Source organism: Nitratireductor alexandrii (genome assembly GCF_004000215.1).
Taxonomy (GTDB): Bacteria; Pseudomonadota; Alphaproteobacteria; order Rhizobiales; family Rhizobiaceae; genus Mangrovimarina; species Mangrovimarina alexandrii.
In genome coordinates this window covers 122,742-136,151 of sequence record NZ_RBVY01000005.1, presented here as the reverse complement: position 1 = coordinate 136,151, position 13,410 = coordinate 122,742, and the positions used below count along the sequence as shown (strand labels likewise).

Genomic DNA, 13,410 nt, shown 5'->3' with positions numbered 1-13,410 from the left:
GCAAGGCTCCGGTAACACGGTTGCGAGCCTATAACAGGGCAAGCTGGGTTGGGAACCGGCCGGCACACGAAACCGGGTTTTTGACGCGTGCCCTGGCTGTGGGGCCGTTCGAGTGCTTTTCAACGGCCCGACCTGCCGGCGCAGGCCACGCACAGCGGCACGGTCGGGTCGACGTCGAGGCGCTTCCAGCCGATGAAGGCGCCGCAGTCGAGGCAAGAGCCGAAATCGCCCGTCTCCATGCGCTTGAGCGCCGCGCCCAGCCGGGTCTGGCGTGCCTGGCGGCGCTGTTCGACCGCCTGGGCCATGGCCTGGTGCTGCATGGCATCCATGCGCGACAGCCGGCCGACGCTTTGCTGGTCGAGTTCGACCGGGGCGCGGTCGGCGGCCGTGTCGTGCGACTGCGCCTCAAGCTGCGCCAGCTCCGCCTCGATCGCGTCCCTGTAGCGGGCGGCGAGTGCGGCATCGTCGGGCTCGTTCGTCGTCATGCTGCGCGCGACAATGGCGCGAATGCGCCGGTTCGGCAAAGGAAATCGGCGCGCGATTGGTTCGCGTGCCCGCGGGCGACCCGAAAGCCGCCCGCGGGCGTCATGGCCGGCGCTGTCAGCCGTGCAGGCGCGCGGTGAGTTCGGCCACGCGCTTGCCCTGGAAGCGCGCGCCCTCCAGTTCCTGTTTCGACGGCATGCGCGAGCCGTCCGTGTTGCTGGTCGTGGTCATGCCGTAGGGCGCGCCGCCGCGCACGACGTCGTTGCCGCTTTGCCCGTCATAGGCGTAGGACAGGGGCACGATGATCATGCCGTGGTGCTGCAGCGACACCTGGGTGCTGATCAGGGCGAATTCGGCACCGCCATGCTGGGTCGCGGTCGACGACATCACCGAGGCGACCTTGTCGATCAGCGCGCCCTTGGCCCACAGCGAGCCGGTCTGGTCGAGAAAATTCTTCATCTGGGCGGCCATGGCGCCGTAGCGTGTCGAGATGCCGAAAATGATGCCGTCATAGTCGGCGAGTTCGGACGGCTCGGCGATCGGCGCGTCCTGGTCGAGCTTGTAGTGCGCGGCCTTGGCCACGTCTTCGGGCACCAGTTCGGGCACCCGTTTCACCGTGACATCGACCCCGGCCTCGCGCGCGCCCTCGGCGGCGGCCTTGGCCATCGCTTCCATGTGGCCCCAGCTCGAATAATAAAGCACCAGTAGTTTGGTCATCAAATCGTCTCCTGACTGTCGGTGTCTCACGGTCCGACAACTGTCGTGCCGGGCCATGGTTCCTATGTGCGGAGCGCTATCGTTCGATAAAAGTGGGGGATCGGTGACGGTTCGTTCACCGAGTGACCGCGATTGCCCCTGCCGGCGGACGGCGCTATGGGGCGATGGCAGGGCATGAAAGGAAGCAGATGAGCGACATCGTAACAGCGGCCATGCTCGTCATCGGCGACGAGATCCTGTCGGGGCGGACCAAGGACCGCAATATCGGCCATTTGGCCGACATCATGACGGCGATCGGCATCGACCTGAAGGAGGTGCGCATCGTGGCCGACGACGAGGACGCCATCGTCGAGGCGCTGAACGCGATCAGGGCGCGCTACACCTATGTGTTCACCACCGGCGGCATCGGGCCGACTCACGACGACATCACCGCCGACGCGGTCGCCAAGGCGTTCGGACTGCCGTGCGAGCATGACGAACGCGCCTATGCCATGCTGGCGCAAAACTACGCCGAGCGCGGGATGGAGTTCACCGAGGCGCGCCAGCGCATGGCGCGGATGCCGCGCGGTGCCGTTCATATCGACAATCCGGTGTCGGTCGCGCCCGGGTTCAGGATCGGCAACGTTCACGTCATGGCCGGCGTGCCGTCGATCTTCCAAGCCATGCTCGACACTGTCGTGCCGGGCCTGAAGACCGGGACCCGGTTGATTTCGGCCTCGATCCACTGTCCGGCCGGGGAGGGCACGATCGGCGGGCCGCTGGGCGAGATCCAGAAACAATATCCCGATACGATCATCGGCTCCTATCCGAAATATCTCGACGGCACGTTCTGGACCGAGCTGGTGGTGCGCGCCCGCACGCCCGAGGCGCTGGCGCCGGCCGAGGAGGCGGTGCGCCGGATGGTGGCCGGGCTGACGGGGCCGGCGGCCAAAGGCTGATTTTTTCCCTGCGTGCTGATTTTGATCAAAAGCGGAACGCAACGATGTAGATTAGGGTTTTGCCGAGGACAGCCGGCGCGCCGGCGTGAACGGAGGTTGCCATGGTCTACAAAACGATTGTCACCGTGCTGCAGGACGAGGACGATGCCCGGCGAGCGCTCGACGTCGCCGTCGCGTTCGCCCAGAAATCGGACGCGCATTTGATCGGCGTCCACGCCGAGGCGCTGCCGGTGCCGGTGGCCTCGCCGATGGGTTTTCCCGACGCCACCTTGATGGGCGCGGAGGAGGAGATGAGCCGCGAACGCGCGGCCAGGCTGGAAAAGCTGTTTTCGCAGCGCATGAAGCGCGAGCGCGTGTCGTGGGAGTGGCGCTCCATGTACAGTTTTTCCGGCGACAGCGCCTTGTCGGCGCTCGAGAGCGCGCGCTGCGGCGATCTCGTGGTCGCCGGCCAGGTCGAACCTGAAAAGGGCGCCTCGGGGTCGCCCGACATCGAAACGCTGATCCAGGGGGCCGGGCGCCCGGTGCTGGTCGTGCCGTGGCGCGGCCCGGCGGCGACGGACGCCAAGCGGATCGTGCTGGCCTGGAACGGTTCGCGCCAGGCGGCGCGCGCAGCGTTCGACGCGCTGGCGCTGATCGTGCAGGCGGAGGAGACCACGATCCTGAGCGTGGATCCGGTCGCCAGCCCGGGCGAGCAGGGCGCGCTTCCGGGCACCGAGATCGCCGCCGCGCTGGCACGGCACGGCGCGCGGGTGACGGTCGAAAACCGCAGTTCCGGCGACCGGTCCGTTGCCGAGATCATCGCACAGACCGTGACCGACAAGGGCGCCGACCTGCTGGTGCTCGGCGCCTTCAGCCACTCGCGGCTGAAGGAGATGTTTTTCGGCGGCACGACGCGTTCGACGATCGAAAACCCGCCCTGCCTGACCCTTTTGGCGCGCTGACGCGGGCCGTTCGGACACGCGTTTGGACGATGAGATCAAGCCGTTCTGCTATTCGGTGAAAAGCAGAACGGCGCTAGCGTCCGCGCTTCTTGCCGTGCGTCTTGATCTGCCAGCGGCGGTGAAACCACATCCATTGGCCGGGGTCCTCGCGCACCCAGGCTTCCACGACATCGTTGACGGCCTGGGTGGCGGCCTGGACGTCGACGCGGCCTTTTTCGGTGCGCGGAAGCGCGATTTTCTCGCCGATCTCGATGCGGAAGCGGTTGCCGGGCAGGCGCGTGCAGCGGGTGGGATGGACCTCGCAGTCGAACTGCCTGGCCAGCCGGGCCAGCACCGGGCTCGACTGGCAGGGCCGGCCGAAGAAGGTGGTCGGCACGCCGTCGATGAATTTCTGGTCGACGAGCATGCCGACATGGCCGCCATCCTCCAGCACCCGCGCCAGCGCGAACACCGAGCCGGGGCGCGAGGCGATCAGGTCGCCCATCGTGGCCTCGCGCTTTTCCATCAGCGCCGCCGCCAGATAGGGGTTGTTGGGGGCGCGATAGAGCGCGCTGACCGGCAGGCCGTATTTGGCCGCGATGATCGGCAGCAGCTCGAAATTGCCGAGATGGGCGGTGAACAGGATGCGCGGCGCCGGATTGTCGCGCAAGGCGAGGAAGATGTCGGCGCCGACCACCTCGACCCGCGCGGGCAGGCCGTTTTCATCCTCGTCCTCGAGCAGCTTTTCCAGAAAGACATATTCGCCGGCGAGCCGGGCCATGTTGCCCCACATGTCCAAGGCGATCGCCTGCAATTCGTCCTCGGTCTTGTCGGGATAGGCGGCGCGCAGATTGGCGAGCGCGGTGCGGTGGCGCCCGGCGAGCGGGCCGACGCGGCGCGCGGCGCGATCGAGGAAGCCGAGGGCCGCTTCGCCCGGCAGCCGGCGCAACACGGCGAGCAAGCCGAGCGTGACTTTGGCGATCAGCCAGTAATTGACCTTCTGCAGCGCGCGCGTGGCGCGGATCGCCGCCCGGCGGGTCAGGTCTGGTGCCGTTGAAGCCATCGTGCCGTCCCGGAGGGCTCGCTGCCAGGCATGGCGCTCTACGCCACGCGCAGGATGATCTTGCCGAAGACGTCGCGGCCTTCCATGCGCGCCAGCGCGGTGGCGATGCCGTCGAAGCCGACCTCGGTGTCGATCACCGGCGCGACATGGCCGGCGGCCATTTTCTGCATGGCGTCGGCCATGTTCTCCATCCGGCAGCCGAACGAGCCGAATATCTTCAATTGCTGCTGGAAGAGCTGCATCAAATTCATGCTGGTCGACACGCCCGAGGTCGAGCCGCAGGTGACGAGCCGGCCGCCGCGCTTCAGACACAGCATCGAGCCGGCCCAGGTGTCGGCGCCGACATGCTCGAAGACGACGTCGACGCCCTTCTTGCGCGTCAGCTTGCGCACCACGCCCTCGAAACGGTCCTCGCGGTAGTTGATGACGTGATCGGCGCCGAGCGCCCGGGCCTTTTCGGCCTTGTCGTCGGATCCGACCGTGGTGATGACGGTGCAGCCCATCTTCCTGGCGAGCTGGATCGCGGCCGAGCCGATGCCCGAGCCGCCGGCCTGGACCAGGATCGTTTCGCCGGGCTCGAGCCGGGCATTGTCGAACAGCATGTGCTCGACCGTGCCGAAGGTGACCGGGGCGACCGCCGCGCCAACATCGTCGACGCCGGGCGGTGCCGGCACGAGTAGCCGCGCCGGCAGGTTGATGCGCTCCTGGGCGAAGCCGTCGAGGTGGAAGCCGTGCACGCCCGAAACGTGCTCGCACAGATTGTCGCGGCCTTCGCGGCAGGGGCGGCAGAGCCCGCAGGTGCGCGCGCCGTAGATCGAGACGAGCTGGCCGGGCGCCAGATGGCCGACGCCGGCGCCGGGCGTTTCGACCACGCCGGAGGCTTCGGCACCGATCACCAGTGGCATCTTGCGCTTGGCGAAGGCCATGCCGCGCCAGCCCCACACGTCGATATGGTTGAGCGCGACGACGCGGATCGCCACCGTCACCTCGCCCGGGCCGGGCGGGGGCGGCGGCGGCAGGTCCACCTGTTCGAGCCTGCGGTCCTCGACGAGTTGCAATGCGCGCATGGGCGGCGGATCCTCGGTAAAGGGCGTCCGCTTAGACCGGTTCGCGGCCCATGACAAGGCAGGCGTTCTGGCCGCCGAAGCCGAACGAGTTCGACAAGGTGCTCGCCACGTCGGCATGACGCTTGGTGTTGGGCACGACATCGAGCTCGATGGCGGGGTCGGGCGTGTCGTAGTTGATCGTCGGCGGGATCACGCCCTCGCGCATGGTCAGCAGCGAAAAGGCGGCCTCGATCGCGCCGGCGGCCGACAGCGTGTGGCCGATCATCGATTTGTTGGACGAGATCGGGATTTCGCGCATGCGCTCGCCGAAAACCGTCGACAGCGACAGGTGTTCCATCTTGTCGTTTTCGGGCGTGGAGGTGCCGTGGGCGTTGATGTAAGCGACCTCATCGGCCGCCATGCCGGCATCGGCCAGGGCCGCGCGCACGGCCGCGATCGCCGGCGAGCCGTCCGGCTTGGAGCGGGTACGGTGAAAATCGTCGGCCTTTTCGCCGCAGCCGCGGATCACGCCCAGAACCTCGGCGCCGCGGGCCTGCGCGCTTTCGAGCGATTCCAGCACCAGGGCCGCCGACCCCTCGGAGATCACGAACCCGTCGCGGTCCTTGGAAAACGGCTTGGAGGCCTTTTCGGGCGGCTCGTTCTGGGTCGATAGCGCCGACAGGAGCGAAAAGCGGATCAGCGCCTCGGCGGTCGCCGAGCCGTCGGCGCCGATCGCCAGCGCCCGGTCGCATTGGCCGCGCCGGATCGCCTCCACGCCAAGCTGGATCGCCGTGGCGCCGGAGGCGCAGGCCGTCGACAGCGTGACAGGCAGGCCGCGCGCGCCGAACAGCTCGACGAGCCGCTCGGCGATCATGCCGAACTGGGTCTGGCCGTAGGCGTCGGGGCGGAGCCCGTCGCGGGCGACGGCCAGCAAGCGCCGATAGCCCTCTTCCTGTTCGGGGCCCTGGCGGTAAAGCGCGAACCGTTCGTGCCAGTCGAGTTCGACCGGCGGCGCGGCGAGAAACAGGGGGCCGCCCAGATCGGTGTCGAGACCGGCTTCGCCGAGGGCTTCGCGGCCGGCGGTCTCGGCCAGTTCGTCGGTCAGCGCCGTCGCGCCCCTGGAGCTGGACGGCAGGAAGTCGACCATGCCGGAAATGCGCGTGGAAAGCTGGTCGACGGGAAAGCGCGTGATGGCGTGGATGCCGGAGCGACCGGCGGTCAGCGCCTGCCAGTTCTCGCGCTTGCCCACCCCCAGCGCCGTCACGACGCCGATCCCGGTCACCGCGACGGTGCGCCTGCCAAAACGATCGCTCTTGCTCATCTCGTGCTCCACACCGTGCCGCCGGCCGCGGCAGTCAGGCCGGTTCGATCAAGGCCGCGCCTTCGCCCCGGCGATAGCCGATCGTCGTCGCGATCACGGCGCCGCCGGCCGCGGCCGCCGTTTCGCTTTCGGGATCGAAGGGGGCAAAGGCGTGGGCCTTTTCCACCGCCAGGGCGGCGAGCGCGACGGCGAAGGGAAACTGGGCTTCCTTCAGATGGCCGGTCAGGGAGGAAAAGCCGCGCGCGGCCAGTCCGCGACCGGCAAGCGCGGCCTTTTCGGCTGCGGTCGCCATTGCGAGGCCGGACGCGCCAGAGACTGCGAAAGCCGGGGTGATGCCGTTCGACGCGGTCTCCACAAGAGCGTCGATCCTGTCGCAGAAGCTTTCCGGCGTGCGGCGGCTTCCTTCCGAGACGATCTGGCCGATCCTGGCATAGGCCTTGCGGCCGCGTTGTTGAGCGTGCGCGCGCGTTTCCAGCACCAGGAAGGCCGCACCCGACCCGGTGATGATGCCGCCCTGGTCGCCGCGCGCCCATACCGGCGTCCAGCCGTGCCGGTGCAAAAGACCGTCCAGCTCGTAGCTCAACAGATAGTCGGGATGCTCGCTCTGGAAGGCAGCGCCGACCAGGAGATGGCTCGACTGGCCGGAGCGGATGCGGGCGACGGCCGTCTCCAGCGCCGAAATGCCGGCGCCTTCCTCGCCCATGAAGGTGCGCGAGGAGCCGGTGACCTTGTGCACGATCGAGATGTTGCCGGCCAGGAGATTGGAAAGCTGGGCCAGAAACAGTGTCGGACGGAGCTCCGTCGTCAGCTTCTCGTTCAACAGAACGTCTTGATCGTCGCGCGTCAGAGACGCGTCCAGGATCGCGGTGTCGACGGCCAGGTCGCGCTCGCCGCCGCCGGCGGCCACGATCATGTCCATCGTCGCGCACAGGGCCTCGTCGCCCTTGAGGGCGGCGTCGTCGAGTGCGAGGCCGGCCGCGTAGGTGCCCAGCCGCTGCCACGTCTCCATCTGGCGCTGGTCGCCGCGCCGCGGAATCTGCGCGCTCCAGTCGATTTCGGGCAACGGATGGACGCTGTAGGGGCTGAAACGCTCGGCATCGACGACCGGCGCCGGGCTGTCGGCGGTCAGCGCATCCCAGTGCGCCTGCCTGCCCACGCCCAGGCAGGAGACGATGCCGATGCCGGTGATGACGACGTCCTGGTCGCTCATGCCGCTGTCGCGTCTCTTGTCACGTGTTTGCGCGCGCGTGACGGCCGGTCAGGCCTTGGCCGCGACCAGCGCGTCGATCTTGGCGCACAGGTTCTTCATGACAAAATATTCCTCGGTGGGAACCTTGCCGTCATTGACCTCCTGCGTCCACTTCTCGAGCGGGATCTTGATGCCGAATTCCTTGTCGATCGCGAACACGATGTCGAGGAAGTCGAGGCTGTCGATGCCGAGATCGTCGATCGTGTGGCTCTCGGCGGTGATGGTGTCGCGGTCGATCTCGCTGGTCTCCGCGATAATGTCGGCAACTCTGTCGAACGTGGAGGGCACGGTTTTTTCCTTGGGAATTCTCGAAATGGTCGGTCGCGGTGTCTAGTCCGTTTTTGCCCTCAGGGAAAGGGCGAATTGCCCGTCGCGAGGCGTGACGGGGGCTGCGGGCGCGCTTATGGCCTCGGGTGGCGTCAAAGGGTCGCCGGCGCGGCCCAGACGGGACGCCGGCCGCGCGGCTTTTTTTGCAAGCTTATTCTTGTATCTTATATAAGACTTGATAGGTTGGCCAGAATATCAGCCGCGTGACTCCTGAGAGCCGGTCGCCATGACGAAAATACTGCTTGCCGGCGTCGCCGTGGTCGACATCGTGATGTCGATCGACGAGATGCCGCGAAGGGCCGAAAAATACCGCGCCCGCGATGCGGCGATCGTCGGCGGCGGCTGCGCGGCCAACGCGGCGGTGGCCGTCGCGCGGCTGGGCGGCGAGGCGCTGCTGTGCGCCCGTGTCGGGCGGGATCCGATCGGCGCCATGATCGTCGAGGACCTCGAGGCGGAGGGGGTCGATTGCGCCCGGGTGCGCCGGCTGGAAAAGGGCCGTTCGTCGTTTTCCTCGGTGTTCGTCGATGCGGCCGGCGAGCGCCAGATCGTCAATTTTCGCGATATGGCGCTCAGCTTCGATGCCGGCTGGCTGGACGCGGAGATTCCGCACGATGTCGATGCGATCCTGGCCGACACACGCTGGCCGCAGGGGGCTGCCAGCGCCATGAAGGCGGCGCGCCGCCTCGGCGTGCCCGGCATTCTGGACGCGGAGGCGCCGGTGCGAGACGCCGAGCAGGCGCTGGAGCAGGCATCCCACATCGCCTTTTCGGCGCAGGGATTGCGCGATTTCGCCGGCGTGGACGATCTCGACCGGGCCCTGGCGGCGGCGCGCGCGGAAACCGGCGCCTGGGTCTGCTACACCAACGGCGCCAAGGGCGTGGTTTTTCTCGACGACGCGTCGGGCGGACGGGTGCCCGCCTTCGCGGTCGATATCGTCGACACGCTCGGCGCCGGCGACGTCTGGCACGGCGCCTTTGCGCTGGCGCTCGGCGAAGGCCAGGCCGAAGCAGACGCGATCCGCTTCGCCAACGCGGTGGCGGCGATCAAGTGCACCGGTTTCGGCGGCCGCAAGGCAACGCCGGACCGCACCGAGACGGACAGGTTTTTGAGGGCAGCGGCATGATCGAGCTTTCGCCGGGAAAATTGTGGGGCATGCGCCGGCTGGCCGATGCCGGCGGCCGTTTCAAGATGACGGCGGTCGATCAGCGGCCGCCGATCAAGGCGCCGATCGCGGCGCATTACGGCCTCGACGAGGCGCCCTACGACGACGTCGCCGGCTTCAAGGCGCTGCTGATCGAAACCCTGCAGGCCGAATCCTCGGCGATGCTGCTCGACCCGCATTATGCCGTTCCGCGCGGCCTTCGCTTGCTGTCGCCGCAAAAGGGGCTGGTGGTCACGCTCGAGGATTCCGTTTTCCGCGAGACCGGGCAGGGGCGGGTGTCGCAGGAGATCGACAACTGGTCAGTGGGCAAGATCAAGCGCATGGGCGCGGATGCGGTCAAGGTTTTGGCCTGGTACCGGCCGGACGCCGGCACTGCCGTGTGCGCGCAGCAGCGCGACTTCACAAAACGAATCGGGGAAGCCTGCCAGCGCTTTGATATCCCGTTCGTTTTCGAGCTTCTGGTCTACCCGCTGGCGGCCGACGCGCATCAGACGCGCGACTATGTCGAGCTCAAGGGCAAGAAGGCCGACGATGTGCTGAAATCGGTCGAAACCTTCGCCGGAGCCGACTATGGGGTCGACCTGTTCAAGCTCGAAAGCCCGGTCAATGCCGACGACGTGCCGGGTGTCGACGGCGAAGGCGCTGCCGCCGTGCAAACCCTGTTCGACGAGATGGGCCGGCTTGCGGGGCGGCCGTGGGTGATGCTGTCGGCGGGGGCGGGCAAGGAGGCGTTTCGCAATATCCTGACCCACGCCTTTCGTGCCGGCGCGTCGGGATATCTCGCTGGCCGGGCGATCTGGCTGGAGGCGTTTTCGCATTTCCCCGACTGGGGGCGCATGCGCGGCGCGCTGGAAACCGACGCGGCGGCCTATATGCGCAGTTTGAACGCGTTGACCGATGCGGAGGCGAAACCCTGGACCCTTCATCCGGCCTATGGCGCGGCCGGGGCGCGGTTCTGCCCCGCCGATTCCAGTTTCCGGAACGGTTACGGAGAGATGGTGTGACGATCCGGTTTCCGTCAGTTGAAGACGATGCGGCCGAGCACCACCAGGCCGTTCTCGGCGGGCGCGACGATCAGCGCCTCGCCCTCGCGCGTCTTGCGCCCGGTCAGCGCCTTGATGGCGGGAAGGTCGGCGACCATGACCATGTTGCCGGAACCGGAATATCCATGCACCGCCTCGATCGTCGCGGCCAGGGCTTCGGCGTTGGCGGTCTCGTCCTCGCCGGGCGGGTCGAGCGGGGCGAAGGCTTCCACCGCGCCGGCGCCGAAGGCGAGGCGCGCCGTTTCCAGGGCGCGGCAAAGCCGGCTCGACAGGACGCGCTCCACTGGCGCGCCGCGCGCGGCGATCAGCGAACCGATGCGCCGGGCCTGGTGGCGGCCGCGTTCGGACAGGTTGCGCTGGGTGCCGCATTTCTCGATGTCGAAATTGGGCGGCTCGACCGTGCCCAGCGCATAGGCATGGCGCATCAGCACGACATGGCCGCCGCCGCGCAGCAGCGCCCAGCCGGCTTCCGTCGCCTGGGCCGGCAAGGTGAGGGAAATCAGTGCGAGGGTGATGAGTATCCGGATCATGCGCCTTCCTGTCGGACCGCCGAACACTGGATATAGGGATAAGGGATGGGAAGCAAAGCCAAAGCGCCCGGCAAAGGCAAGATCGCGATCCTGCCCTTCGCGCGGCCGACCTTCGACGTGCCGTTCGCCGAAGAAAGACTGGCGGCGATGCTGGCCGCGCTCGAGCGCACCGGCGCCGAGCTGACGGGCCCCCGGTCGCTGCTGCTCGACGCCGGTGCGGCGCGCGCCGCGATCGCGGAACTGCGGACGAGCAAGCCCGACCAGGTGCTCGTGCTGCAGGTCACCTTCACCGATGCCGGCATGGTGGCGGAGGCGGCGCAAGCTTTTTCCGGCCCGTTTTCGATCTGGGCGGTGCCGGAGCCGCGTCTCGGCGGACGGCTGAGGCTGAACGCGTTTTGCGGGCTCAACCTGGCCGCCCACGCGCTCGGCCTGGCGCAGCGTCCCTTCGGTTATCTCTATGCCGATCCGCAGGCGACAGAGATCGACCGCGATCTGGTCGCGCTGCTTGCGGGCGAGCGCATCGCGCGGCCGGTGCCGGTGCGGCCGGCGACAGGCGGCGATCCGCGCGGGCGGCAGGCCGCCCTCAGCCTGCGCGGGACGCGCATCGGCCGGATCGGCAAGCATCCCGACGGGTTCGATACCTGCGCCTATGACGAGGCGAAGATCGCCGCCCTGGCGGGCGTGCATGTCGAGGCGCTGGAGCTTGAGCGGCTTTTTGCCGGTGCCGTGGCGGCCGACAGGAATGCCGTCGAGAGCGTCGCGGCCCAGGCCGAAACGGTGCTTGAGGGGCTGGAGGCGGTCGATCAGGACCAGCTCGACCGCTCCTATCGGCTCAAGGTCGCGCTCGACGGGTTGCGCGCCGAAAACGGCTATGACGCGTTTGCGATCCGCTGCTGGCCGGAAACCTTCACCGAGTATGGCGGGGCGGTGTGCGGGCCGGTGGCGATGCTGGGCGAGGCGCGCGTTCCGTGCGCCTGCGAGGCCGACGTCTATGGCGCTTTGTCGAGCCTGCTCTTGCAACGGGTCGCCGGCGCGCCTGCCTTCTTGACCGATTTGGTCGATCTCGACGCCGCCGACAATAGCGGCGTTGTGTGGCATTGCGGCCAGGCGCCGCTGTCGATGGCCGATCCGGACTTCGTGCCGCAGGCGACCATCCACACCAACCGCAGGATGCCGCTTCTCTACCAGTTTCCGCTCAAGCCGGGCCGGATCACCTTTTTGCGAATCAGCCAGGCGCGGGGGCGAACGGTGGCGGTGATCGGCGGCGGCGAGATGCTCAAGCGGCCGATGGCGTTTACCGGCACGTCGGGCGTGGTGCGCTTCGACACGCCGGCGGCAGAACTGCTCGATCGCGTCATGGGCGCGGCGCTCGAGCATCACCTCGCGCTCGCCTATGGAGACCATCGCGATGCTCTTGGAGCCGCCGCCGAAACCCTCGGCATCCCCGTCCTCGACCTCTGACATGCGCGCCGGCACACTGCGCTACGCCGTCATCGGCACGGGCATGATGGGCCGCGAGCATATGCGCAACATCGCTTTGCTCGAGGGCGCGGAGATCGCCGCGCTCGCCGATCCGAATGTCGACAGCCTGGCCCAAGCGGCGGCGGGCGGCCGCGCCGGGCTGGCGCAGTACCGGGATCATCGCGACCTGCTGTCGGCCGGCGGCTTCGACTGCGTGGTGATCGCCAGCCCCAACGACACCCATGCCGCGGTGCTCGCCGACGTGCTGGCGGCGGGCAAGCCGGTGCTGGTGGAAAAGCCGCTTTGCGCCACGCTCGACGATTGCCGGGCGATATTGCGGCTTGCCGAAAAGGCGGCCGCGCCGGCCTGGGTGGCGATGGAATATCGCTACATGCCGCCGGTCGAGCGGCTGATCGACAAGGTGCGGGCCGGCGAGGCGGGGCGGCTCAAAATGATCGCGATTCGCGAGCATCGCTTTCCGTTTCTGCAGAAAATCGACGATTGGAACCGGTTTTCCGTGCGTACCGGCGGCACTTTGGTCGAAAAATGCTGTCATTTCTTCGATCTTATGCGGTTTATGGCGGGTGCGGAGGCCAGGCGCGTCTACGCCTCGGGCGCCATGGACGTCAATTTTGTCGGAGAAACCTATGGCGGCCGGCCGGCCGATATTCTCGACAACGCCTTCGTCGTCGTCGATTTCGACAACGGCGTGCGCGCCATGCTCGATCTGTGCATGTTCGCAGAGGGTGCCTATTGGCAAGAGCAGATCGCCGCGACCGGGGACCTGGCCTCGATCGAGGCGTTCGTGCCCGGGCCGGCCCGGTTTTCGCCGGACGGGCGCGAGCGGCTGTCGGAACTGGTCGTTTCGCCGCGCGCCACCAAACAGCCCGTGCGCGAGGAAATCCATGTCGATCCCGCCATCCTGGCGGCGGGCGACCATCACGGCTCGACCTTCTTCCAGCACCGCAAATTTCTCGACATGGTGCGCCACGGCGGAACGCCCGAGGTGACGCTCGACGACGGCATGCGCGCGGTGATGATCGGCCAGGCGGCGGAGGAAAGCGCCAGGACGGGCTCGGCGATCGCGCTTTGAGGCCGGGTCGGCGGGCGACCTGCCTTGCCGGCGGCCGCCGACTTGCCTATCAGGCGG

Annotated in this window: 14 protein-coding genes; 6 read left to right on the top strand and 8 right to left on the bottom strand. The window is 67.9% G+C overall.

What is annotated here, in order from left to right:
- Positions 1 to 119: 119 nt before the first annotated feature.
- Entirely contained in the window at positions 120 to 485 is a 366-nt protein-coding gene (locus EP380_RS12875) for a TraR/DksA family transcriptional regulator (protein WP_127598908.1), read from the bottom strand.
- Between the two features lie 115 nt (positions 486 to 600).
- Positions 601 to 1,200 (bottom strand): NAD(P)H:quinone oxidoreductase, encoded by a 600-nt coding sequence (gene wrbA, locus EP380_RS12870; protein WP_106571707.1) that lies wholly within the window; start codon positions 1,198 to 1,200, stop codon positions 601 to 603.
- A gap of 188 nt (positions 1,201 to 1,388) precedes the next feature.
- Between wrbA and EP380_RS12865 the strand changes: the two genes are divergently transcribed.
- Together EP380_RS12865 and EP380_RS12860 are read left to right on the top strand one after the other, a co-directional pair.
- Positions 1,389 to 2,138 (top strand): competence/damage-inducible protein A, encoded by a 750-nt coding sequence (locus EP380_RS12865; protein WP_106571708.1) that lies wholly within the window; start codon positions 1,389 to 1,391, stop codon positions 2,136 to 2,138.
- 101 nt (positions 2,139 to 2,239) lie between these two features.
- Complete coding sequence (locus EP380_RS12860; RefSeq protein ID WP_106571709.1) at positions 2,240 to 3,079, top strand: universal stress protein; 840 nt, start codon at positions 2,240 to 2,242, stop codon at positions 3,077 to 3,079.
- A gap of 73 nt (positions 3,080 to 3,152) precedes the next feature.
- On the opposite strand, the gene EP380_RS12855 is transcribed toward EP380_RS12860, so the two are convergent.
- The 5 genes from EP380_RS12855 to EP380_RS12835 are packed head-to-tail and all read right to left on the bottom strand — an operon-like array spanning position 3,153 to position 8,025.
- Positions 3,153 to 4,121 carry a lipid A biosynthesis lauroyl acyltransferase gene (locus EP380_RS12855; RefSeq protein WP_106571710.1) on the bottom strand — a complete coding sequence of 323 codons (969 nt, stop codon included), beginning with the start codon at positions 4,119 to 4,121 and terminating at the stop codon, positions 3,153 to 3,155.
- A gap of 38 nt (positions 4,122 to 4,159) precedes the next feature.
- Complete coding sequence (locus EP380_RS12850; RefSeq protein WP_127598907.1) at positions 4,160 to 5,188, bottom strand: zinc-binding dehydrogenase; 1,029 nt, start codon at positions 5,186 to 5,188, stop codon at positions 4,160 to 4,162.
- A gap of 31 nt (positions 5,189 to 5,219) precedes the next feature.
- Positions 5,220 to 6,488, bottom strand: a complete 1,269-nt coding sequence (locus EP380_RS12845; RefSeq protein WP_127598906.1) for a beta-ketoacyl-ACP synthase — start codon at positions 6,486 to 6,488, stop codon at positions 5,220 to 5,222.
- A 34-nt stretch (positions 6,489 to 6,522) separates the two neighbouring features.
- Positions 6,523 to 7,698 carry a beta-ketoacyl-ACP synthase gene (locus EP380_RS12840; protein ID WP_127598905.1) on the bottom strand — a complete coding sequence of 392 codons (1,176 nt, stop codon included), beginning with the start codon at positions 7,696 to 7,698 and terminating at the stop codon, positions 6,523 to 6,525.
- A gap of 48 nt (positions 7,699 to 7,746) precedes the next feature.
- Positions 7,747 to 8,025 carry an acyl carrier protein gene (locus EP380_RS12835; protein ID WP_106571714.1) on the bottom strand — a complete coding sequence of 93 codons (279 nt, stop codon included), beginning with the start codon at positions 8,023 to 8,025 and terminating at the stop codon, positions 7,747 to 7,749.
- A 265-nt stretch (positions 8,026 to 8,290) separates the two neighbouring features.
- On the opposite strand from EP380_RS12835, the gene EP380_RS12830 reads away from it, so the two are divergent.
- Together EP380_RS12830 and EP380_RS12825 are read left to right on the top strand one after the other, a co-directional pair.
- Complete coding sequence (locus EP380_RS12830; RefSeq protein WP_127598904.1) at positions 8,291 to 9,187, top strand: PfkB family carbohydrate kinase; 897 nt, start codon at positions 8,291 to 8,293, stop codon at positions 9,185 to 9,187.
- A complete protein-coding gene (locus tag EP380_RS12825) occupies positions 9,184 to 10,230 on the top strand; it encodes a tagatose 1,6-diphosphate aldolase (RefSeq protein ID WP_127598903.1) in 1,047 nt (348 codons plus the stop codon). The genes EP380_RS12830 and EP380_RS12825 overlap by 4 nt, the downstream gene beginning before the upstream one ends.
- A gap of 14 nt (positions 10,231 to 10,244) precedes the next feature.
- Here EP380_RS12825 and EP380_RS12820 read toward each other — a convergent pair whose 3' ends face one another.
- Positions 10,245 to 10,799 (bottom strand): histidine phosphatase family protein, encoded by a 555-nt coding sequence (locus EP380_RS12820; RefSeq protein WP_127598902.1) that lies wholly within the window; start codon positions 10,797 to 10,799, stop codon positions 10,245 to 10,247.
- Between the two features lie 45 nt (positions 10,800 to 10,844).
- On the opposite strand from EP380_RS12820, the gene EP380_RS12815 reads away from it, so the two are divergent.
- Both EP380_RS12815 and EP380_RS12810 read left to right on the top strand, forming a co-directional pair.
- Positions 10,845 to 12,260 (top strand): L-fucose/L-arabinose isomerase family protein, encoded by a 1,416-nt coding sequence (locus EP380_RS12815; protein ID WP_127598901.1) that lies wholly within the window; start codon positions 10,845 to 10,847, stop codon positions 12,258 to 12,260.
- A gap of 1 nt (position 12,261) precedes the next feature.
- Positions 12,262 to 13,353, top strand: coding sequence for a Gfo/Idh/MocA family protein (locus EP380_RS12810; RefSeq protein ID WP_238719851.1), 1,092 nt, complete (start codon positions 12,262 to 12,264; stop codon positions 13,351 to 13,353).
- Positions 13,354 to 13,410: the final 57 nt, after the last annotated feature.